The sequence below is a fragment of the Rhodococcus sp. Q1 genome (assembly GCF_004153645.1).
In the GTDB taxonomy this organism is placed as follows: domain Bacteria; phylum Actinomycetota; class Actinomycetes; order Mycobacteriales; family Mycobacteriaceae; genus Rhodococcus; species Rhodococcus gordoniae.
Genome location: NZ_SDMJ01000004.1, coordinates 402,662 through 424,315 on the forward strand (window position 1 = coordinate 402,662; position 21,654 = coordinate 424,315).

General features: G+C 67.1%; 22 protein-coding genes and 5 tRNA genes. 14 read left to right on the forward strand and 13 right to left on the reverse strand.

What is annotated here, in order from left to right:
* Nucleotides 1-4: 4 nt before the first annotated feature.
* The 5 genes from EQ874_RS14185 to EQ874_RS14205 all read right to left on the reverse strand — a co-directional run bounded on the left by EQ874_RS14185 (nt 5) and on the right by EQ874_RS14205 (nt 1,243).
* Nucleotides 5-78, reverse strand: a tRNA-Asp gene (locus EQ874_RS14185).
* A gap of 87 nt (nt 79-165) precedes the next feature.
* Nucleotides 166-242: transfer RNA gene (locus EQ874_RS14190), tRNA-Phe, on the reverse strand.
* Between the two features lie 40 nt (nt 243-282).
* Nucleotides 283-356 (reverse strand) — tRNA-Asp (locus EQ874_RS14195).
* A gap of 54 nt (nt 357-410) precedes the next feature.
* Nucleotides 411-483 (reverse strand) — tRNA-Glu (locus tag EQ874_RS14200).
* Nucleotides 484-592: 109 nt separating this feature from the next.
* Nucleotides 593-1,243 (reverse strand): TetR/AcrR family transcriptional regulator, encoded by a 651-nt coding sequence (locus tag EQ874_RS14205; protein ID WP_016932276.1) that lies wholly within the window; start codon nt 1,241-1,243, stop codon nt 593-595.
* A gap of 323 nt (nt 1,244-1,566) precedes the next feature.
* Here EQ874_RS14205 and EQ874_RS14210 point away from each other — a divergent pair.
* Nucleotides 1,567-1,639, forward strand: a tRNA-Lys gene (locus EQ874_RS14210).
* A 60-nt stretch (nt 1,640-1,699) separates the two neighbouring features.
* Here the strand turns inward: EQ874_RS14210 and EQ874_RS14215 are convergent.
* Nucleotides 1,700-2,335, reverse strand: a complete 636-nt coding sequence (locus EQ874_RS14215; RefSeq protein WP_064064003.1) for a hypothetical protein — start codon at nt 2,333-2,335, stop codon at nt 1,700-1,702.
* A gap of 174 nt (nt 2,336-2,509) precedes the next feature.
* Between EQ874_RS14215 and EQ874_RS14220 the strand changes: the two genes are divergently transcribed.
* The 6 genes from EQ874_RS14220 (at nt 2,510) to phoU (ending at nt 9,561) form a co-directional block, all read left to right on the forward strand.
* Nucleotides 2,510-2,971, forward strand: coding sequence for a hypothetical protein (locus tag EQ874_RS14220; RefSeq protein ID WP_064064004.1), 462 nt, complete (start codon nt 2,510-2,512; stop codon nt 2,969-2,971).
* A gap of 100 nt (nt 2,972-3,071) precedes the next feature.
* Entirely contained in the window at nt 3,072-3,674 is a 603-nt protein-coding gene (locus tag EQ874_RS14225; RefSeq protein WP_064064005.1) for a DUF937 domain-containing protein, read from the forward strand.
* Nucleotides 3,675-3,891: 217 nt separating this feature from the next.
* On the forward strand, nt 3,892-4,845 hold the full coding sequence (locus EQ874_RS14230; protein WP_129977168.1) for an acyl-ACP desaturase: 954 nt from the start codon (nt 3,892-3,894) through the stop codon (nt 4,843-4,845).
* A gap of 144 nt (nt 4,846-4,989) precedes the next feature.
* The gene (dusB, locus tag EQ874_RS14235) at nt 4,990-6,132 is read left to right on the forward strand and encodes a tRNA dihydrouridine synthase DusB (RefSeq protein ID WP_064064007.1); all 1,143 of its coding nucleotides are present in this window, start codon (nt 4,990-4,992) and stop codon (nt 6,130-6,132) included.
* Nucleotides 6,133-6,941: 809 nt separating this feature from the next.
* On the forward strand, nt 6,942-8,768 hold the full coding sequence (locus EQ874_RS14240) for an LCP family protein (protein ID WP_207213547.1): 1,827 nt from the start codon (nt 6,942-6,944) through the stop codon (nt 8,766-8,768).
* An 85-nt stretch (nt 8,769-8,853) separates the two neighbouring features.
* A complete protein-coding gene (gene phoU / locus EQ874_RS14245; protein WP_016932743.1) occupies nt 8,854-9,561 on the forward strand; it encodes a phosphate signaling complex protein PhoU in 708 nt (235 codons plus the stop codon).
* A 79-nt stretch (nt 9,562-9,640) separates the two neighbouring features.
* On the opposite strand, the gene pstB is transcribed toward phoU, so the two are convergent.
* From pstB to EQ874_RS14275, 6 genes are all read right to left on the reverse strand, one after another.
* Nucleotides 9,641-10,417, reverse strand: coding sequence for a phosphate ABC transporter ATP-binding protein PstB (pstB, locus tag EQ874_RS14250; RefSeq protein WP_016932744.1), 777 nt, complete (start codon nt 10,415-10,417; stop codon nt 9,641-9,643).
* 45 nt (nt 10,418-10,462) lie between these two features.
* Entirely contained in the window at nt 10,463-11,371 is a 909-nt protein-coding gene (gene pstA / locus EQ874_RS14255; RefSeq protein WP_064064544.1) for a phosphate ABC transporter permease PstA, read from the reverse strand.
* A gap of 3 nt (nt 11,372-11,374) precedes the next feature.
* On the reverse strand, nt 11,375-12,430 hold the full coding sequence (gene pstC, locus EQ874_RS14260; RefSeq protein ID WP_129977169.1) for a phosphate ABC transporter permease subunit PstC: 1,056 nt from the start codon (nt 12,428-12,430) through the stop codon (nt 11,375-11,377).
* Nucleotides 12,431-12,516: 86 nt separating this feature from the next.
* Nucleotides 12,517-13,641 carry a phosphate ABC transporter substrate-binding protein PstS gene (pstS, locus tag EQ874_RS14265; RefSeq protein WP_064064545.1) on the reverse strand — a complete coding sequence of 375 codons (1,125 nt, stop codon included), beginning with the start codon at nt 13,639-13,641 and terminating at the stop codon, nt 12,517-12,519.
* A 264-nt stretch (nt 13,642-13,905) separates the two neighbouring features.
* The gene (mshD, locus tag EQ874_RS14270; protein WP_129977170.1) at nt 13,906-14,817 is read right to left on the reverse strand and encodes a mycothiol synthase; all 912 of its coding nucleotides are present in this window, start codon (nt 14,815-14,817) and stop codon (nt 13,906-13,908) included.
* On the reverse strand, nt 14,814-15,623 hold the full coding sequence (locus EQ874_RS14275) for a response regulator transcription factor (protein WP_129977171.1): 810 nt from the start codon (nt 15,621-15,623) through the stop codon (nt 14,814-14,816). Before EQ874_RS14275 ends, mshD begins: the two co-directional genes overlap by 4 nt.
* A gap of 165 nt (nt 15,624-15,788) precedes the next feature.
* Here EQ874_RS14275 and EQ874_RS14280 point away from each other — a divergent pair, with 165 nt between their 5' ends.
* From EQ874_RS14280 to EQ874_RS14305, 6 genes are all read left to right on the forward strand, one after another.
* Complete coding sequence (locus EQ874_RS14280; RefSeq protein ID WP_129977172.1) at nt 15,789-16,571, forward strand: LmeA family phospholipid-binding protein; 783 nt, start codon at nt 15,789-15,791, stop codon at nt 16,569-16,571.
* A complete protein-coding gene (locus tag EQ874_RS14285) occupies nt 16,568-16,993 on the forward strand; it encodes a thioredoxin family protein (RefSeq protein ID WP_016932751.1) in 426 nt (141 codons plus the stop codon). The genes EQ874_RS14280 and EQ874_RS14285 overlap by 4 nt, the downstream gene beginning before the upstream one ends.
* A gap of 244 nt (nt 16,994-17,237) precedes the next feature.
* Nucleotides 17,238-17,702 carry a DUF4395 domain-containing protein gene (locus tag EQ874_RS14290; RefSeq protein WP_129977173.1) on the forward strand — a complete coding sequence of 155 codons (465 nt, stop codon included), beginning with the start codon at nt 17,238-17,240 and terminating at the stop codon, nt 17,700-17,702.
* Between the two features lie 101 nt (nt 17,703-17,803).
* Nucleotides 17,804-18,640 carry a sulfurtransferase gene (locus EQ874_RS14295; protein WP_016932753.1) on the forward strand — a complete coding sequence of 279 codons (837 nt, stop codon included), beginning with the start codon at nt 17,804-17,806 and terminating at the stop codon, nt 18,638-18,640.
* Nucleotides 18,641-18,642: 2 nt separating this feature from the next.
* Nucleotides 18,643-18,948: a DUF1416 domain-containing protein gene (locus EQ874_RS14300; protein ID WP_006551801.1), complete on the forward strand. Its 306-nt coding sequence runs from the start codon at nt 18,643-18,645 to the stop codon at nt 18,946-18,948.
* Between the two features lie 182 nt (nt 18,949-19,130).
* Nucleotides 19,131-19,793 (forward strand): FABP family protein, encoded by a 663-nt coding sequence (locus tag EQ874_RS14305; RefSeq protein WP_129977174.1) that lies wholly within the window; start codon nt 19,131-19,133, stop codon nt 19,791-19,793.
* 76 nt (nt 19,794-19,869) lie between these two features.
* Here EQ874_RS14305 and EQ874_RS14310 read toward each other — a convergent pair whose 3' ends face one another.
* Nucleotides 19,870-21,567, reverse strand: coding sequence for a BCCT family transporter (locus EQ874_RS14310; RefSeq protein WP_242496766.1), 1,698 nt, complete (start codon nt 21,565-21,567; stop codon nt 19,870-19,872).
* Between EQ874_RS14310 and EQ874_RS23235 the strand changes: the two genes are divergently transcribed.
* Nucleotides 21,515-21,652 carry a hypothetical protein gene (locus EQ874_RS23235; RefSeq protein ID WP_242496778.1) on the forward strand — a complete coding sequence of 46 codons (138 nt, stop codon included), beginning with the start codon at nt 21,515-21,517 and terminating at the stop codon, nt 21,650-21,652. The genes EQ874_RS14310 and EQ874_RS23235 overlap by 53 nt on opposite strands.
* Nucleotides 21,653-21,654 lie beyond the last annotated feature (2 nt).

Genomic DNA, 21,654 nt, shown 5'->3' on the forward strand with positions numbered 1-21,654 from the left:
GGAGCGACCCTGACGGGACTCGAACCCGCGACCTCCGCCGTGACAGGGCGGCGCGCTAACCAACTGCGCCACAGGGCCATGAGGAACCTTCGGTTCCCATAGCATGACCCACCGTATCCGGTGGGTCGGGTCTTGTGAAATTGATGGTTGTTTGCCGGACAACCGTGGTGGCCAGGGCCGGGATCGAACCGGCGACCTTCCGCTTTTCAGGCGGACGCTCGTACCAACTGAGCTACCTGGCCGGATGGCACCCGAACCGAATGCCGATCGTATATCTAGGAGCGACCCTGACGGGACTCGAACCCGCGACCTCCGCCGTGACAGGGCGGCGCGCTAACCAACTGCGCCACAGGGCCATACATATTCACTTCTCACACCAAGATACTGCACACTTCGACGAAGTCGAAGCGTACCCCCTACGGGATTCGAACCCGCGCTACCGCCTTGAAAGGGCGGCGTCCTAGGCCGCTAGACGAAGGGGGCCCGATCGGATTTCTCCGAACCGCACCCTCAACGGGTTTGGCGTTCCGTTGGGAGCTTGGACAGCTTATGCCACGGCATTCCTGATTCACAAATCAGCAGGTCAACCGGCCTATTCGTCGTTGCCGGACCTACTCGGCCACCCCTTCTCCCGCCAGCGCTCGAGCCACTCCTCCGAGGCCATCGCCTCGAGCGGCACCTCCACACAGGACTCGAAGCGCGCACGGACGTCGGTGTCCGGTGCCGTGAGGTCGGCGAGATAGCGCTGACCGGCGAGCGACGACGCGATCGCCGCGACGAAACGACGAAGATCTACATCGGGCCGGAACAAGCCTTTCTCCTGCGCCTCGCGTGCCAGTTCGTAGCCGGCCCGTCCCCACACGACACTGCCCCGCAACCTGACCTCTTCCGCGAACTCGGGTTCGGTGACGAGACGGAACTCCGCAGCGATGACCACATCGTCGTGCAGGGCCGCACCGAGATCGCCGACGAGTCCGTGCAGTCGTTCGAACGGATCGAGACCGGGTACGTCCATCCACTCGGCGACGATCGCGCGGTAGCGCTCGAGTCCCTCGTCGAGGACGGCCCGGGCCAGATCCTCCTTGGAGGCGAAGTGGAAGTACATCGCACCCTTGGTCGCGTTCGACTGCTCGAGGATTGCGTTGATCGATGCTGCAGCGAAGCCTCGCCGCGCAAATTCGGTGGCTGCCGATCGGACGATCGCAGCTCGCGTACGACGAGCACGCTCCTGTTGACGGGGCATGGGGAAATTCAGCCTTCCACGTTCCTCTGTTCCCCCACGAGACAACTCTAGTCTGCCCCCGCGATCCCGCCCACGGGTCGTGTTCGACCGAGTGAAATGAGGAACTTCACACCGGCGAGATCGGGGTTTTCAGAGAACACACCGGGTGGTACGCTTTGTCCGGCTCGGGTGCGGAGCAGGGGGTGAGCACCCGAGCCGTTGTCGTTCCTTCACAGGCGGCACCCACACCACGCGATGTCCGATATCATCGACCGCGCAGTGAGGATGCAGTGTGGTTCCCGAGCGGTACGGGGACGAGCAATGTGGTTACACTGTGCGCCCATGCCCCTATAGCTCAGTTGGTAGAGCTACGGACTTTTAATCCGCAGGTCGTAGGTTCGAGCCCTACTGGGGGCACCGGCAACGCCGGCGTCGTACGCGACGCCGGCGTTCGTCGTTCCGAGGGATGGTTCCCCGTTACACGCGGTGCGATCCGGGCGGGACGTCGTCGGCGCTCCGTCCGAGTTCCTTCCCCGCATCGCGGCGCGCTTCGAGTCGCTCCTGTTCGATCCGGCGTTGTTCGAGATCCGTGCGGGCCTGCTTCAGGTCGCGTCCGCGCTTGCGGTAGCGGGTGAGCGCGACGACGAACACCATCGCGGCCAGCGCTCCGAGGATCGCCCCGATCAGCGTGGCGCCGCGGAAACCCGGAGCGTCCACGTCGAGGATCCGCTCCCCGGCGTGCGCGCCGTTGCCGGTGCCCAGCACGACCGCCAAGGTCATGAGGTTCGGCAGAGCGACCACCAGCGCGAGCACGCCGAGAGTGATCTGCAGTCCGCGGTGGTATCTCCAGTTACGGACCTGCCAGATCCACGCGAGCAACGAGATCGGGATCGCCGTGCAGAGGATGCCGAAGAGCAGACCCCACAGCACTCCCCGTGTGAATCCGCCGTCCGCGAGCCCGGCGATCCGCTGCGCCCACCAGCGTGGAACGAACGCCGCCGACGCGTAATAAGCGATCACGAGCACGATCGCTGCCACGACCACCGTGATGACCTTCCTGGCCCACGGCGGCAACCCCTTCCGCGAAACGGTCTCGACATCGCTGTTCGTCATCCGGAACCTTCCTCGCCGATCGGTACGTGCGTACCTGCCGTACGCATGTCAGCCTACGGACCACCGCTTTCACCGCAGGTCCCTTCGCACTGCGAATTTCACCCGGTACGGTTGCCCGACTTTGTATACGGTGAGCCGCAGGGGTAATCGAACGTTCGCCGTCCGGGGAGGGACATGCGCAGTTTCGTGGATCTGGGCCTGTTCCTGGCCGCTGTCGCTCTGGGAATCGGATCGGTGTTACCCGTGGTGGGCGGAATACGTCCCACCGAGATTCCCCTGGTGGCGTTGCGCGACGGCTTCCCCGCCGGCGACCTCGCGAGTGTCGCGGTCCCGGGTCTGCCGTTGTACGAGTCCCTCGCGGTCCCACTCGTGGTGGCCGCAGCGCTCCTGCTCGCGGCCGCGCTGTTCGACTCGGTGGCGGTCGGGTGGGCCGGGACGCTGATCGGCGTCGCCACGGCGGTGGTGTTCTGGACTCGTCTGTTCCAGACCCACGGTGAGTACGTCGAACTCAACCGCAGCACGACGCTGACCAATCAGAACGGGACCGTCCTCCTGTTCAGCGGCACGCTCGTCGCGCTCCTGTGCTGCCTCGTCGCACTGCGTCGCTCCTCGACGAGTCGCGCCTCCCTGGATTGAGCTTCCCCGGACCGAGCCTCCCCCTGCGGCGGGGCCGGTCCCGATACGCTCTCCGCACCGGGTGACCGCTTCGGGACACCCACAAGTCAAGGCAGGAACGATGGCAAGTCTCGACGAACTGATGTCCCGTATCCCGGTCGCGCAGGTGGCGCAGCGACTCGGCGTCGACACAGCGACGGCGGAGACAGCCGTCCGTGCGGCGCTCCCCACCCTCGTCGGCGGTCTCGACGCCAACGCCCGGAACGCGACGGGGGCGGCGTCGCTGCTCTCGGCGCTGGGCAAGCACTCCGACTCGAGCCTGGCCGAGGGTGACGTCGACGTCGACGGGATCGACACCGAGGACGGCGACAGGATCGTCTCCAACGTCTTCGGCGACAACAAGGAGCAGGTGATCTCGACCCTCGGCTCCGTGAACGGTGCGGGCGGGAACGATCTGATCGCCAAGGTACTCCCGATCATCGCTCCCATCGTGCTGTCCTATCTCGCCAAGCAGATCGGCGGTGGTGCGGAAGCGAACTCCGCGAGCACCTCGCAGGGTGGCGGTCTCGCCGATCTCCTCGGAGGTCTGCTGAAGAACGCCGGCGGCGGTTCGGCCCCGGCCGGCGGCGGTCTCGGCGACGTCCTCGGCAGTGTGCTCGGTGGCAATTCGGGTGGTGGTCTCGGCGGACTCCTCGGTGGACTTCTCGGCGGCGGCAAGCGCTGAGAGCCTCTGGAACAACACGTTCCGCTCTTCTCTGTGATGCAGCACGAGCGGGACGGTACTGTCCTCGAGCGTTCCGGACCTGTACCGTGATCCGGGCGATGTGGGGGGCCACTGCACGGTGCGGCCGCATGCAGCGGCGACGATCGGATGATCGGCCGGGCTCCCCTTCTCCGTATGCCGGCGGAGTACACGGACACGATGTGAGGGGTAGAAGAGTATGACGCGAGTCCTGACTCAACTGGAGTTGCTGCGCGAACTGGAGCCTGTAGCCGAAGCCAACCTCAACCGGCACCTCTCGATGGCGAAGGACTGGCATCCGCACGACTACGTCCCGTGGGACGAGGGCCGCAACTTCGCCGCGATGGGCGGTGTCGACTGGGAGCCCGAGCAGTCGAAACTCGGCGAGGTCGCCAAGGCAGCCATGATCACCAACCTCCTCACCGAGGACAACCTGCCCTCCTACCATCGCGAGATCGCCGAAAGCTTCTCCCGCGACGGTGCCTGGGGCACCTGGGTCGGCCGGTGGACGGCGGAGGAGAACCGCCACGGCATCGTCATGCGCGACTATCTGGTCGTCACGCGTGGCGTCGATCCCGTCGCGCTCGAGAACGCCCGCATGGAGCACATGACGAACGGCTTCGCGTCCCCCAACTCCACCGGCATGCTCCACTCGGTCGCCTACGTGACCTTCCAGGAGCTCGCGACCCGTGTGTCGCACCGCAACACCGGACATGCCTGCGACGACTCGATCGCCGACAAGATGCTCCAGCGCATCGCCGCCGACGAGAACCTGCACATGATCTTCTACCGGAACATCTGCGACGCGGCGATCGACGTCGCACCGGCCCAGACGCTGGCGGCGATCGTCGAGGTGCTCGAGAACTTCCAGATGCCGGGCGCCGGTATGCCGAATTTCCGTCGCAACGGCGTGCTCATGGCCAAGCACGGCATCTACGACCTGCGTCAGCACCTCGACGACGTCGTGATGCCGGTACTCCGCAAGTGGAGGATCTTCGAGCGCGATCTCGGCAGCGAGGCACAGCGCGATCTCGACAAGCTCGGCACCTTCCTCGAGGAGCTGGAACGCCAGGCGGGCCGGTTCGAGGAGATGCGCGACCGCTCCCTCGCCCGGGAGGCCGCGAAGCGCGAGAAGGTGGGCGCGAACGCCTGAGTCCCGTACGGGCGCCGACGCCCGATCGCGACGGAGGTTATCCTGTGCCCGGCGCCGATTTCGGAGCCGGGCACAGTCGCTTCCGCGGTCCTCCACGAACGGGCACGCTATTTCTTTGTCACACAACGGTTTCCAGAGGTACCCATGTCTTCCCTCCGTATCGGCTCGATCGAACTGAACAGCCCGGTCGTGCTGGCGCCCATGGCGGGAGTGACGAACGTCGCATTCCGTACGCTGTGCCGCGAACTCGAACTCGAACGGGCCGGCAGCACGTCGGGTCTGTACGTGTGCGAGATGGTCACCGCACGCGCCCTCGTCGAGCGGCACCCGGTCACCATGCACATGACGACCTTCGGTCCCACCGAGACACCGCGGTCGCTGCAGCTGTACACCGTCGACCCCGACACGACCTACGCCGCGGCGAAGATGATCGTCGACGAGAACCTCGCCGACCACATCGACATGAACTTCGGGTGCCCGGTCCCCAAGGTGACCCGCAAGGGCGGAGGATCCGCCCTCCCCTACAAGCGCAGGCTGTTCGGGCAGATCGTCGCGGCTGCCGTCCGCGCCACGGAGGGCACGAACGTCCCGGTCACGGTCAAGTTCCGCATCGGGATCGACGACGAACACCACACTCACCTCGACGCCGGTCGCATCGCGGCCGCCGAGGGAGCAGCAGCCGTGGCCCTCCATGCCCGGACCGCAGCGCAACGGTATTCGGGAGCGGCCGACTGGGACGAGATCGCGCGGTTGAAGGAACACGTCACCGGCGTACCCGTGCTCGGCAACGGCGACATCTTCGACGCCTCCGATGCGGAGAAGATGATGGCCCAGACCGGTTGCGACGGCGTGGTCGTCGGTCGCGGCTGCCTCGGGCGCCCCTGGCTGTTCGCCGAACTCAGTGCCGCGCTCGGCGGTCGCCCGATTCCCACCCCACCGAATCTCGGTGAGGTGACGCAGATCATGCGCCGGCATGCCGAACTGCTCGCCGACCATCACGGTGAGGACCGCGGCCTGCGCGACATGCGCAAGCACATCGCCTGGTATCTGCGCGGATTCCCGGCCGGGTCGGAGATCCGTAACGGGCTCGCCCGGGTGTCGACGCTCGCCGAACTCGACGATCTGCTGGGCAAACTCGACCACGACGTGCCGTTCCCCGCCGATGCCGAAGGCCCGCGGGGACGTCAGGGTTCCCCGAGCAGCGTCGCGCTCCCCGACGGCTGGCTCGACGACCCGGAGGACACCTGCGTGCCCGAGGGCGCCGACATGATGCACTCGGGAGGATGAGTCCTTCCTCGGGGACTGTCCTGGACGGATTCGCGGATCGACCCACGGATGTCGTGCGTCACACCCGCGTCACGGTCACATGCGACCGGCGATCAGTATCATTGCGGAGTCCTCGCGACGGTCGCCGCTGAGCGATCGGGTGGACGACGACGGATGACGATGCGGCGCGACCGCAGAAGGAGCAGGTATCGGTGGACGAGGAGCACGAGACAGGATCTCCGGATCCTCGCGCTCCCTGGGAACGACCGATAGCCGACAGCACCTACCGCGAAGCCCGTCCGGGCAGACGCAGCCGCGCAGGTGGGGTGCACCGCTCCGACGAGCCCGACCCCGACTCCGGTCGCCACGAGGGTGCACGCAATCGCCGGGCCGCGGATTCGGACGACCCGGAACAGCTCACCGTCGCCGAACTGCTCGACAAGGTGGGGCGACGATCCGATCCCCCTCCCCGGCCGGATCCGCCGAGCACGTCCACATCGTCGCTGCCTCCGGCACATCCTCGCGGCCCCGAGCCTTCCCGGTACGTGGCATCCGAGGACGAATCCGGACGGGCGGTGCTCCCGCGAAGAACGCCTCCCCCGGTGACGCCGCCGACCCGCTCGACACCGACGAGCCCTCCTGCACGGCCCGACCCCCACCCTCCGATGCCGCCGGCCCCTTCGGCACCGCCGACCGCGGGCGCACCGCCGGCACCGCCGGCACCGCCGGCAGCGGGTGCACCGCCGGCACCGCCCCCAGTGCCACCGGGACCGTCCCGTCCCCGGCCACCGGAGAATCCCGTCCCGCCGCGCGCCCAGGCACCGGATCGTATGACCGGCCCTCCGTCCCACGCGGCCCCGGCGCCACCACCGCGAGCGGTGCCTCAGGCGGAGTCGCGAGCGGTGCCTCAGGCGGAGTCGCGGGCAGTGCCTCAGGCGGAGTCGCGACCGGCACCTCCCGTCGGCGCGTCGCAGTCACCACCTCCTCGACAGAAACCGCCGGTCGTGGACGAACAGCCGACCGTCAAGATCGACGCGGTTCCTTCCGGGGACGACCGTCCGCCCATCGAGGACGACGCGAAGGCACACAACCCCGCGCTGCCCCGACCGGTGGGTAGTGGCACCCTCGGCCGTCTCGCTCAGAGCAAGCAACGCAAGCGGAAACGCCTCCGGTTCGCAGTGCGAGCGGCAGTGGCCTTCGTCTCGGTCCTGGCGCTGCTGGGCAACGGTGCGGTGTGGGGATACGTCCGTTCCACGGAGGCCGGCTTCTCCCAGATCGCCGCACTGGACACCGAATCGGACGACATCGTCGACCCGATCGGCCAGACGGGCGACGAGACCTACCTGATCGTGGGCACCGACACCCGCGCCGGCGCCAGCGGTGCGATCGGAGCCGGAACCGTCGACGACGCCGAGGGCGCTCGTGCCGACACCGTCATCCTCGTCAACATCCCCGCGGATCGCAGCCGCGTGGTCGCGGTGTCGTTCCCCCGCGATCTGGACGTGGAACGCCCGGTATGCCGCGGATGGGACAGCGCGACCGGCGACTACGATTCCGAACTGTATCCGGCCGCCGAAGGCGACAAGCTCAACGCGACGTACGCGCTCGGCGGGCCGAAGTGTCTGGTCAAGGTGATCCAGAAGATCTCCGGGTTGAAGATCGGTCATTTCGTGGGCATCGACTTCGCCGGCTTCGAATCCATGGTCGACGAGATCGGTGGGGTCGAGGTGTGTACCCCCATACCGTTGATCGACAACGAGCTCGGTCCCCTCATCGAGACACCCGGCACCCATACGCTCGACGGGAAACGCGCACTCGACTACGTCCGCGCCCGCAAGATCGATTCGGAGGGCAACAGCGACTACGGCCGGATCAGCCGACAGCAGAAGTTCCTGTCGTCGCTGCTGCGTTCGACATTGTCGAACAAGGTGTTGCTCGATCCCGGGAAGCTCAACGGGTTCATCGGCGCCTTCACCCGCGCGACCTTCGTCGAGAACGTCAACACCGAGTCGCTCGTCAAACTCGGGCGTTCGATGCAGAACGTCGAGGCCGGCGCGGTGTCCTTCCTCACCATCCCCACCGCCGGCACCAACGACTGGGGCAACGAGATTCCCCGGACGGACGACATCGAGGCGATCTTCACCGCCATCATCGACGACCTGCCCCTGCCGGGTGAGAAACGCGAGGACGTGCCGGAGGAGACCGCACCCGCACCCGCCGAACCTCTGCCGGCACAGCTCGCCGTCGATCCCTCGTCGGTGTCGGTGCAGGTCTCGAATGCCTCCGGTGTCTCCGGCCTGGCGAACCGGACCGCGGAAACCGTCGCCGCCTACGGTTTCCCCGTGTACTCGATCGGCAACTACGCCTCGGGCACGAGCACCCAGACCGTGATCCGCTTCGGTGCGGGGCAGGAAGCCGATGCCGCGACCGTCGCCTCGGCCTTCCCCGGGGCGGTCCTACAGGAAGCTCCCCCGTCCGCCCAGCTCGGCAGCATCGTGGAGATCGTCCTGGGCACCAGCTTCGACGGCACCGTCGTCGCTCCGACCCCGGCAGGCACACCGCTCGCCCCGATGAAGATCCAGACCCGGTCGGAGTCGTCGGTGGAGCTTCCCGCGGATCTCGCGATCACCAACGCCGCCGACGATCTGTGCACGTAGAGGCCACTGTTCGGCCGATGCCGTTCACCTGCGGTTCATACGATGCTCGCCGTTCGGACCGGTCGAGGTCGTAGGCTGTGCCATTATGCGCGTCGTCTACAACGAACAGATGGGCGAGCTCGGCGATCTCCTCGGGGAGATGGCCGGACTCGCCGGAACCGCGATGGAGCGGTCCACCAGAGCTCTTCTCGAAGCCGATCTCGCTCTCGCCGAGCAGGTGATCGACGAGCACGAGAAGATCACCGAACTCGGCGCGATCTGCGAGGAGAAGGCGTTCCAGCTTCTCGCGCTGCAGGGTCCGGTCGCCGGTGACCTGCGTGCCGTGGTCAGCGGGATCCAGATCGTGGCCGACATCGATCGCATGGGTGCGCTCGCACTGCACATCGCGAAGGCGACCCGCCGGCGTCACCCCAATCATGTGCTCCCGGACGAGGTGAAGGGGTACTTCGCCGAGATGGGACGGATCGCGGTGGCTCTCGGTGCCGCGACCCGCGAGATCCTCGAGACCCGCGATCCCGCCCGTGCCGCCCGCCTCCACCACGAGGACGAGGCGATGGACGACCTGCATCGTCACCTGTTCACCGTTCTCATGGACCGCGAATGGGAGCACGGCGTCGCCGCGGCCGTCGACGTCACCCTGCTCGGCCGCTACTACGAGCGCTTCGCCGATCACGCCGTCGAGGTGGGTCGCCGGGTGATCTTCCTCGTGACCGGCAAGCTCCCCACCGAGGAGGAGATCCGTCAGCTCGTCGAGAAGGTCGACAGCCTGACCGTCTACCCCGAGAGTCACTGACCTTCGAGTCACCGACCTTCCGAACCGACGAGACCCCGACCGGACGAATCCGGTCGGGGTCTCGCACGTCGGGGCAGGCTCAGCCGAAACGGCCCGAGATGTAGTCCTCGGTGGCCTTCTTGCTGGGATTGGAGAAGATCTTCTCGGTGTCGTCGATCTCCACCAGACCGCCGGGGCGGCCCGTCGCCTCGAGGTTGAAGAACGCCGTCTGGTCGCTCACGCGCGCAGCCTGCTGCATGTTGTGCGTGACGATGACGATGGTGAAGTCCTTCTTCAGCTCACCGATCAGGTCTTCGATGGCCAGCGTCGAGATCGGGTCGAGCGCCGAGCACGGTTCGTCCATGAGCAGCACGTCGGGCTGCACCGCGATCGCGCGGGCGATGCACAGACGCTGCTGCTGACCGCCGGACAGGCCGCCGCCCGGCTTGTCGAGGCGGTCCTTGACCTCGTTCCACAGGTTGGCGCCGCGCAGCGACTTCTCGGCGATCTCGTCGAGCGTCTTCTTGTCGCGCACACCCTGCAGCTTGAGGCCGGCCACGACATTGTCGCGGATCGACATCGTGGGGAACGGGTTGGGCCGCTGGAAGACCATGCCGATCGTCTTGCGGACGCCGACCGGGTCGACGTTCGGATCGTAGATGTCCTCACCGTCGAGGAGGACCGAGCCCTCGACATAGGCGCCGGGGGTCACCTCGTGCATGCGGTTGAGCGACCGCAGCACGGTGGACTTGCCGCAACCGGACGGGCCGATGAAGGCGGTCACGCTCCGCGGCGGCACGGACAGGGTCACGTCGGCCACGGCGTGGAACTTGCCGTAGTAGATGTTGACGTCCTTGAGGTCCAGACGTTTGGCCATTACCGGCTCCCTACTGGTGTATCGATGTGAGAAAAAGTCTGCGGACTACTTCTTGCCGACCTGCGAGTACCGGCTGATCAACTTGGCGGCGATGTTGAGGATCGCGATGACCAGGATCAGGGTGAGTGCGGCACCCCAGATGCGCTGCGAACCGGCGGCGGTGGGGTTGTTCATCTCGGCGACCATGACGCCCGGGAGGGTGCCCTGCTCGCCGCCGAACAGTCCGAAGTTGATGAAGGGCGCGTAGCCGACGAGGATCAGCAGCGGCGCCGTCTCACCCATGACGCGGGCGAGGGCGAGCATGATGCCGGTGATGATGCCGGCGAGCGAGGTGGGGAGCACGATGCGCGCGATGGTCTTCCATTTGGGCACACCGAGGGCGTAGGACGCCTCGCGCAGATCCTGCGGGACGATGCGGAGCATCTCCTCCGTGCTGCGCACGACCACCGGAACCATGAGCAGCACGAGCGAGAGCGAGACCGCGAAACCCGACTTCGGCATGCCGAAGGTCGACACCCACAGGGCGTAGATGAACAGCGCCGCGACGATCGAGGGGACACCGCTGAGGATGTCGACCATGAACGTCGTGATCCGGCCGAGCCGGGACTTGCCGGCGTACTCGACGAGGTAGATCGCCACGAAGACGCCGAGTGGGATCGAGATGATCGCACACACGAGTCCCTGCAGGAGGGTGCCGACCAGAGCGTGGTAGACGCCGCCGCCCATCGACGAGGACGTCAGTCCGCTCAGCGAGTGCGTGAACCAGGTCGGCGACACGAGCGCGGGAAGACCCTTGGCGACGACCGTGATCAGCACCCAGGCGAGCGGGATCAGCGCGACGACGACCGAGAGGGTGACGAGCACCGTGGCTGCGGTGTCCTTCGCGCGGCGACGTCCGCTGACACGCTGGAAGGCCGGGGTCTTGACCGGAGAGGTGAGCGTGGTGGTCGACATGGATCAGTCCTTCTTTCCTGCGACGATCATGCGCGCGGCGGCGTTGACCACGAAGGTGAGCACGAAGAGCACGAGGCCGGCGGCGATGTACGCACCCGCCTGGATGTCGTTGTTGAATTCGGCGTAGCCGAGCGCGATCTTGGATGCGATCGTCGCGCCGCCGTCGAACAGCGACCAGGAGAACGCCTGCGAGGTGGTGCGCAGGATGAGGTACAGCGCCATCGTCTCGCCGAGCGCGCGGCCGAGGCCGAGCATAGATCCGCTGATGTAGCCGGACTTGCCGAACGGGATGACGGTCGTCCGCACGACCTCCCAGCGGGTCGCTCCGAGCGCGAGAGCGCCTTCGATGTGGGCCACCGGGGTCTGGACGAACACCTCGCGGCTGACCGCGGCGATCGTCGGCAGGATCATCACGGCGAGGACGATGCCGGCGGTGAAGATCGTTCCGCCGCCCACGATGGAGCCGCTGCCTGTGGCGAACAGCGGAAACCAGCCGAGATTGGTGTTGAGCCATTCCGCCACGGGGCGTAGGAACGGGGCGAGGACGAGCATCCCCCACAGGCCGTAGACGATCGAGGGGACCGCGGCGAGCAGATCGATGACGTACGCCAGCGGTTTCCGGAGCCGATCGGGGCAGTAGGAGGTGAGGAAGATCGCGATGCCCAGAGCAACGGGCATGGCGAGGAACAGCGCGAAGAACGAGACGAGCACCGTCACCTGGAACAGATCGAGGACACCGAACGCCATGTCGGCGATGTCCTGCGTGATCCACTCGCGGCTGGTGAGGAAGTTGACCTGGTTGCGCTGCAGGGCCGGGACGGCGCGCCAGACCAGGAAGACCGCGATCGCGCCGATGATCACCGAGATCAGGACGGCGGAGCCCGATGCCAGTGAGCTGAAGATTCGGTCTCCCGGCCGCACGACGGTCTTGCGTGCCTGGTCCGGGGATGGGGATGGGGTGCTGATCGTGTCCTCCGTGATGCCGGTGACACCGCCCGTTCCTGAGCGGGTCGGTTCGTCGGCCGCGATGGGAACCGACGTGTTGTGCGCGTCACTCATGTGCGCTCGCAATCCTTCTCAGCGTATTCGTCAGGAACGGGCGGGTCGATGATCGCTCGGTCACTCGGGACCGGGCGGTCTCTCGGTCATCCGGCGGCGATGGCGTCGATCGACTCGGTGAGGCGGCTCTTGAAGGCGTCGGGCAGCGGGACGTAGCCCTGCTCGGACAGACCTTCCTGGCCCTCGTTGGCAGCGGAGATCAGGAACGACTTGACGGCGGCCGCGGTGTCGGCATCGTAGCCGCCGGAGCACACGATCTCGTAGGTGGCCAGCACGAGCGGGTACGCACCTTCCTCGGTGCTGCCGAAGATCGACGACAGGTCGAGGGTGAGGTCACCCTCGGAGGACGGCACGAACTCGGCACCCGCGATGGCCTTACCGGCGGTCTCCTCGTTCAGGTCGACCGGGCCGGAGCCGTTGTCGATCTTCGCGATGCTCAGGTTGTTCTGGTCCGCGAAGGACTTCTCGACGTAGGTGATCGAGTTGGGCGAACCGGAGACGGCCTGCGCGACACCCGCCGAGCCCTTCGCGCCCTCACCGACACCACCGGTGAAGTCGGAACCGGCCCCGCTGGTCCAGGCACCGTTCGAGGCGGTCTCCAGGTACTGCTGGAAGTTGTCCGTCGTGCCCGACGAGTCGGAGCGGACGATCGGGGTGATGTTCGCGTCCGGCAGCGCGGCACCCTCGTTGAGCGCAGCGATGGCCGGATCGTTCCACTTGGTGATCGAGCCGTTGAAGATCTTGGCGGCGGTCTCGGCGTCGAGCACGAGATCGTCGACACCCTCGACGTTGTAGGCCAGCGCGACCGGGCCGAAGACCAGGGGCAGGTTCCATGCCGGGTTTCCGGCGCAACGCTCGGCGGCCTGCGCTGCCTGCTCGTCCTTGATGGCCGAGTCCGAACCGGCGAAGTCGATCTGGTTCGCGATGAACTGCGTGCGGCCGTCACCCGAACCGGTGGGGTTGTACGCGATGTTGACGGTCGCGTCCTTCTCGGAGCACACGGCGATGTAGGTGGAGACGAACTGGTCCATCGCGTTCTTCTGCGCCGACGAGCCCGCACCCGAGAGGTTGGACTTGCCGTCGCAGGCCGCGGCGGACGCGGACGCGTCGACGTCTACCGATCCGGCGTTGTTGTCGCTACCGCACGCAGCGAGCGTGAGGGCTCCCGCGGCCACAACACCGAGCAGGGCGCCATTGCGCTTGAGGTTCACCTGTTCTCCTCCGGAAGTAACTTCACACGACCGCGGCGCCGAACGGCGGCGGCATCGTGGCGCGGGCCGTGCCGGCGCCGGGTCGGCAGTACTCGACCCGTTAGAGAAGGTAGGAGGAATCGGTGGACACTCGGACGACCGTAGGTTAACGCGGGATGAACACGCCGGATACACCTGGCGATGGTGTTGCGACCATCACTCGAACTTCACCCGGATCCGGTGTGTCGGGTGGGCGGTGTTCACCTTCGTGGGGAACGGAGGTGTTCACTTCCGGGCGTAGGCGACATCCACGTGGAACCGCTCGAAGCCGAGCTTGCCGTAGGTGTTCAGCGCTGCGGTGTTGTCGCCTTCGACGTAGAGCAGGACTCCGGGCAGACCGCGATCGCGGAGGTAGTGCAGACCTGCGAGGGTGAGCAGGCGGCCGAGCCCACGGCCCTGGGCGGACGGGTCGATGCCCACCACGTAGACCTCGCCGAGCTCCGGGTCGGATGCGGTGGCCGGGTGCACCTTGGTCCAGTGGAAGCCGAGCAGTCGATCGCGCTCGGCGGGGTCGAACGCGAGGAACAGACCTTCGGGATCGAACCACGACTCGCGTCGGCGTTCGTCCACGTCGGCGGCCGTCCAGCGGCCCTGTTCGGGATGCCATTCGAACGCCGCGGCATTGACACGGAGCAGTTCGGCGTCGTCTTCCGGGCCGCCGTAGGTGCGCAACTGCACCGACTCGGGGACCTCCAGGGCGGGAAGGTCGTCCTCGGTGAGGGGGCGACGCAACTGGAGGAGTTCGCGCACTCCCGTCAGACCGAGATGTCGCGCCACCGCCTGCGCGGCAGGCAGATCGCCGTGCGCCCAGACACGGGTGCCGTCGCCACCTTCGGCGAGTGCACGTCCGACGAGTTCGCGGCCCAGTCCACGGCCGCGCCGCGACGGGTCGACGACGATCTCCGCCATCGCGGGATGGCCGGCCTGGGCAGGCACGACGTTCGCGTAGCCGGTCACGGCACCGTCGTCCGCGAGCGCGACGAGATGCCGGGCCGAGCCTTCCCGGCCGAGGGAATGTACCGCCTGTTCGGAGATCGGCGCGGTGCCGTCGGCCTGTGTTGCCCGGGACAACACGGCGCGCACGGCTTCGGCCTGCTCGGCGGACGGGAGGTCGACGAATTCCGTATCGGTGCTCACGGAACGAATTGTGCCCCGGAGTCCCCTGCGCCGGTGTCCCCCGCGCCGGAATGCGGGATCCGCGGGTCGTCGAGAAGCGTGCCGTCCACATCGTCGTCGTCGACGTCGGGAGTGACAGTGCCGCCCTTGCCGGCCCTGGTGGACGGACGCACCGCCTTGTAGCCGACGTTGCGGACGGTTCCGATCAGCGCTTCGTGCTCGGGGCCGAGCTTCGCGCGCAGGCGCCGGACGTGGACGTCGACGGTGCGGGTGCCACCGAAGAAGTCGTACCCCCAGACCTCCTGCAGCAACTGGGCGCGGGTGAACACCCGGCCCGCGTGCTGGGCGAGGTACTTGAGGAGCTCGAACTCCTTGTACGTGAGGTCGAGCGGACGTCCGCGCAGGCGGGCGGTGTAGGTGCCCTCGTCGATGGTGAGTTCGCCGAGGGTGATCTTGCCCGTGTTCTCCGGCCCCACCGCGACTCCCGAGCGGCCGATCAGCAGCCGCAGGCGTGCATCGAGCTCGGCCGGTCCCGTGGTGGACAGCAGGATGTCGTCGAGTCCCCATTCGGGGTTGACGGCCACGAGTCCGCCCTCGGTGAGCACAGCGACGACCGGCACGGCCGAGCCGGTACTGCCCAGCAACCGGCACAGCCCTCGCGCTGCCGCGAGATCGGTGCGGGCATCGACGATCGCGATGTCCGCGGAACCTGCTTCGAGCAGCGACGATACTTCTGTGGGAGCCGGCCTGACCGAATGCGGGAGCAGCGTGAGGGACGGCAGGACCGCATCCGGATTCGGGTCGGAGGTCAGAAGGAGCAGCTCCACCGGGCCTCCAGTTCTTCGCGCGACCAGCGCGGATAGGGGTCGTCAACGTCGTGCAACAGGGTAACGCCCCGATTGTTACCGCTATGTAAGCACGACAATTCCGTGAACGGCCTCCGAGCGGACGGGCCCGGTCCGGCCTCCGGCGCATCCGACACAATGGTGGGCGTGCGCAAACTGATCTTCGGTCTCGTAGTCCTGCTCGGACTCGCGGTCCTCGCCGATTTCGGCGCGGCGGCGTGGTCGGAATACCGCGTCTCGCGTGCGCTGCGGGAGGGTGGCGTTCTCGAATCCGATCCGGCGGTGACCATCCACGGGTTCCCCTTCCTCCTCCAGGCCCGCAACGGTCACTACGAGAACGTCGAGATCGTGGCCGACAACGTCCACACCGATCTGCTCGGGGACATCACCGTCGAGGCCAATCTGATCGGTGCGCACGCCGAGGCCGGCGAACTGCTCGAGGGGTCGATCCGGACCGTGCCCGTCGACCTGCTGTACGGCCGGGTCATGCTCGACGCCACCGAACTAGGACAGCTCTACGGCATCCCCGACCTGCAGGTTTCCGCTCCGCCGGCGAACAAGTCCGACGGCACGGGCGGATCCGGTGGCTCCGGGCCGACGACGGCCGGCGGGGTCGTCCTCACCGGAACGGTGCCCGTCGGACCGGTGGAGGCCACGGTCAGCGTCCAGGCCGATCTGGTGCTCGACGGCGACCGCGTCCACATCGTCGCGTCGGATCTCTACTTCGGCCCCGAGGGACGCGCCGATTTCTCGGTGCCCGACATCCTGAAGCCGGCGGTGCTGGGACTGTTCACGACGACGATCGAACCGCAGAATCTGCCGTTCGGAGTCCGGCCCACCTTCGTCGAGGCGCGCGGCTCCCGGATCGTCATCGAAGGTGAGGCCCGCGACGCCGTCATCGATCTGCAGGAGGTGCAGAGCCCGGCATGATCGCAGTGATCGTCCTCATGGTCGTGACAGTCGCCACACTGGTGGTGGGCACGGCCCTGCGCACCCGTTCCGGCAGACTCCGCGCCGTCGGCGTCGACGCACCGGCCGGGACCCACGAACTCGATCCCGCGCTCGCCACGGCAGGAATCGGGGACGGTGTTCCGGTGGTCCTGCACTTCTCCGCACCCTGGTGCGGACCGTGTGCGGCGGTGCGGCGTGTCGTCGTGCAGGTTCTGGACCGCGCCGGCGGCCCGGCCCGCGAGGTCGAGCTCGATTTCGACGAAAATCCCGCCCTGGCACGGAAACTCGGAGTCCTCTCGCTGCCCACCACGTTCGTCTTCGACGGCGACGGGCGCGAGCGGTTCCGCGCGTCCGGCGTTCCGACGGCCGACGACCTGCGCACAGCACTCGCGTCGTTGTGATCCCGGGGGTCCCCCAACCACGGTGACGTGGGTTAAACTCCCTCGCGTGCAGAACCGCCACGAGCTGATGCTCACCCGACGCCGCGCAGTCGATCTGTGCCGCCTCGGTGGCTGTTGTTGTCCCTGCTGAACGTGTCGGCGGGTTCGTCCCGACGCTGCGGCTGACGCCGCTTCCACCGATACGTCGCCCCGCGGTAGTACGTCGCCTCCGCCCAGCGAATCAGAATCCAGCAGGAGCTTCTCCATGTCCGTATCCACTTCCGGCACGCCCGGACGGCAGGTCGACGTGCGCGGCCCCCGATTCGCGGCGTGGATCACGACCGGCGTCCTCGTCGTCGTCCTGATCGTCGCCGCCTTCTCTCCCGTCGCCGCATCCGTACTCCTGGCCCTGCAGACGATCGTGTTCGCTCTCGGAGCGGCACTCGGCCCGCGACGCAGCCCGTACGGTGCACTGTTCGCGCGGTTCGTCGCTCCCCGCCTCGGTGCTCCGATCGAGACCGAGCCGGTGGAGCCGCTGCGGTTCGCGCAGCTCGTCGGATTCGTCTTCGCCCTCCTCGGAACCGTCGCGTTCTTCGCCGGCGCGACCGTCGTGGGCTCGGTGGCGGCCGGCTTCGCGCTGTTCGCGGCACTGCTCAACGCCGCCTTCGGCGTGTGTCTCGGCTGCCGGATCCACCCGCTGGTCGCTCGGATGCGTCGCGTGCCCGCCTGACCGGCGGTCACCGGACTCGACACCCTCACCTCCACCGGCACGGAGCCCGCCCGGGTTCCGGTCCCGCAAACCTCCCGATTCCCTCACCGAAAGGAACACCCATGGCTCGCTCCGATGTCCTGGTCTCCGCAGACTGGGCAGAGCAGAACCTCCACGCGCCGAAGACCGTTTTCGTCGAGGTCGACGAGGACACCAGCGCCTACGACGGTGGCCACATCGAAGGTGCCGTCAAGCTCGACTGGCGCAAGGACCTGCAGGACGGCGTCCGCCGCGACTTCCTGAACCGCGAGCAGTTCTCCGAGCTCCTCTCGCGCAAGGGCATCGCGAACGACGACACGGTCGTGCTGTACGGCGGAAACAACAACTGGTTCGCGGCGTACGCCTACTGGTATTTCACGCTGTACGGCCACCAGGACGTCAAGCTCGTCGACGGCGGCCGCAAGAAGTGGGAGCTCGACGGCCGTCCGCTGTCGAAGGACGAGGTCACCCGTCCGGCCACCGAATACAAGGCCGCCGAGCCCGACTACTCCATCCGCGCCTTCCGCGACGAGGTCATCGATTCGATCGGCACCAAGAACATCGTCGACGTGCGTTCGCCCGACGAGTTCTCCGGCAAGATCCTCGCTCCGGCCCACCTGCCGCAGGAGCAGGCGCAGCAGCGCGGCCACGTCCCCGGTGCCATCAACATCCCGTGGAGCACCACCGCCAACGAGGACGGCACCTTCAAGTCCGACGAGGAACTCGAGAAGCTGTACGCCGAGAAGGGCTTCGACGACAGCAAGGAGACCATCGCCTACTGCCGTATCGGTGAGCGCTCGAGCCACACCTGGTTCGTGCTGCAGGAGATCCTCGGCAAGCAGAATGTGAAGAACTACGACGGCAGCTGGGTCGAGTACGGCTCGCTCGTCGGCGCCCCGATCGAACTGGAGGTCAACTGAACATGTGTGGAGCACCCGTCCAGACCCAGACCCTGCCCGCCGGCGTGGACACCGAGAAGGAGACGGTCATCACCGGCCGCGTCCTGAACGCCGACGGTGAGCCCGTGGGCGGCGCGTTCGTGCGCCTGCTCGACGGCACCGACGAGTTCACGGCCGAGGTCGTCGCTTCGGCGACCGGCGACTTCCGTTTCTTCGCCGCTCCCGGCGACTGGAAGATCCGCGCTCTGTCGAGCTCCGGCAACGGCACCTCCACCGTGAGCCCCACCGCTCCCGGCGTGCACAACGTCGATGTGACGGTCGCGAAGTAGCACGACCGGAACACTCACGAAGGGCTCTGCTCCATCAGGAGCGGAGCCCTTCGTCGTACCGGAAGAGCCGCCGTCTAGAATGACCGCGTGGTCATCTTCTTCGAAATCCTGCTGGTCGCCGCAGCGCTGCTCATCACCTGGTTTGCGCTCTACACCATCTACCGTGTCGTCTCCGACGGATCGTGACGAACGGCGGAGCGGACGGTACGCGGCGTAGCGGCGACGAGGCGATCGCCCGCGCCGCCGAACGCGCTCGCGTCACCGCCGAGCTGAACATCCCCGTCCTGTCCGGGCTCCCGGGCGCCGAGGACACCGCGAACCTGCGGCTCGGCCCCGACCTGAACCCCGCCCTCCTCGCCGTCCTGCCGCTGGTCGGGGTGTGGCGCGGCGAGGGCGAAGCCAACGATCCCGAGACCGGCGACTACCCGTTCGGTCAGCAGATCACCGTCGCGCACAACGGCGGCCCGTATCTCGTGTGGGAGGCGCGTTCGTGGCGTCTCGACGAATCGGGTGCCTACGCGGGCGAGGATCGGCGCGAGAGCGGCTTCTGGCGTGTGTCCGGAACGGGCGCACCCGACAGCGACGATCCCGAGACGCTCGAACTGCTGCTGACGCACAGCTCCGGCGTCGTCGAGCTGTTCTACGGCACCGCCCTCACGCAGTCCTCGTGGGAGCTGGCGACCGACGTGGTGATCCGCACCAAGTCCGGTGAGGTCGTCGGCGGAGCGAAGCGCCTCTACGGCATCGTCGAGGGTGGCGACCTCGCCTACGTCGAGGAGCGCGTCACCGCCGACGGCGAGCTGAAGCCCCGGATGTCCGCCCGCTTGTCACGCCACATCGGCTGACCGGGCCTCGTCCTTCCGAGACTCGAACGGTCCGGGCCTGTTCCCCAGTGAGGGAACAGGCCCGGACCGCTTTCTCTCAGTCTTCTTCGACGACCGTCGTGCCGGTGGAGCCCTTGTTCTCGGCACGCGCGCCGTTGCCTCGTACACCGAGCGCCTCGGGTTCGCCGGCATGGACCCGATGGACTCCGGCGTCCTCGGCGTCCTCGGCTGCGTTCTCGCCGTCCTCGCACTCGTCCGGGATGGCCCGCGTGTGGATGACGACCTCGGGTGCCGGTAGTTCCTGAGCAGCCTCGAGTTCCTCGGCCGACCGCACCTCGGGCCACTGACGGGTGATCGGCTCCGGCCGCTCGCCCAGGTCCTCGCGGATACCGCGCACCAGGCTGTACATCATGATGAAGCCCATCACGAAGAACGGCAGACCCACCACGGTGATGACCTGTTGCAGGGCGTCGAGCCCGTCCTTACCGGTCGCGACGAGCATGGTCGCTGCGACCAGGCCCATGAGCACCGCCCAGAACAGCCGCTGGTGGATGGGCGCCTTCTCCTCGTGCCCGGAGGCCATCATGTCGAGCACCATCGACGTGGAGTCCACCGAGGTCACGAAGAAGATCACCACCAGGATGATCGCGATCCCCGAGACCAGTCCGGTGAGCGGGAAGTTTCCGAGGAACTCGAACAGCGCACCCGGGATGTCGCCGTCGTCCACGACCCGTTCGACGAGACCGCCCCCACCCTCGAGTTCGATGTGGAACGAACCCATCCCGAAGATGCTGAACCAGATCACCGAGAACAGCACGGGCAGGCCGAGGACACCCCCGACGAACTCGCGGATGGTGCGGCCTCGCGAGATGCGGGCGATGAAAATGCCGACGAAGGGCGACCACGTGATGGTCCACGCCCAGTAGAAGACGGTCCAGGTGTTCTGCCAGCCGGAGTCGGCGAAGGTGTCGTTCCAGAACGCCAGACGCGGCAGTGCCTCGGCGTAGATCCCGGCCGACTCGATCATGCCCTTGAGCAGGAACAGGCTCGGGCCGGTGACGACCACGAAGATCAGCAGCATCACGGCCATGCCGATGTTGATGTTCGACAGGCGCTTGATGCCTTTGTCGAGACCGAGAGCGACCGAGATGCCGGCCATCACCGTCACGATCGCGATGAGGGCGATCTGGACGATCCCGGATTCCTGGATGTCGAACAGCTGCGCGAGACCGGCGTTGATCTGCAGGGTGCCCAGGCCGACCGAGGTCGCGACACCGAAGACCGTGCCGATGATCGCGACGACGTCGATGGTCTTGCCGATCGGGCCGTAGATGCGGCCTCCGAGCAGGGGCGCGAAGATCGAGCTGACGCGCGGCGGCAGGTGCCGTTTGTAGATGAAGTAACCGAAGCCCAGGCCGGGCAGGGCGAAGATCGTCCAGGTGTGCAGTCCGAAGTGGTAGAGCGCGAAGCCCATGGCCTCTTCCGCGGCCTCCACGGACTGCGGCTCGACGTCCTGCATGGGCGGGTTCGCGAAGTGGGAGATCGGCTCGGCGACGCCCCAGAACATGAGGATCGTGCCGATACCGGCGGCGAACAACATGGCGAACCACGCCAGGGTCGAGTGCTCGGGTCGTTCGTCGTCGCCGCCGAGCCGGACCCGGCCGTAATGGGTGAAGGCGATTCCGACAAGGAAGAGCAGGAAGGTCGTGACGCCGAGGACGTAGAACCATCCGAGGTTCGTCATGATCCAGCTGGACGCGGTACTGAAGATCGAATCGACGCCGTCGGTGAACACGATCGTTACTACGACGAAGAGCAGCGCAATGAACGCGGACGAGAAGAAAACCCCCGGTGACGTGCGTAATTTCAACGAATCGTGAGC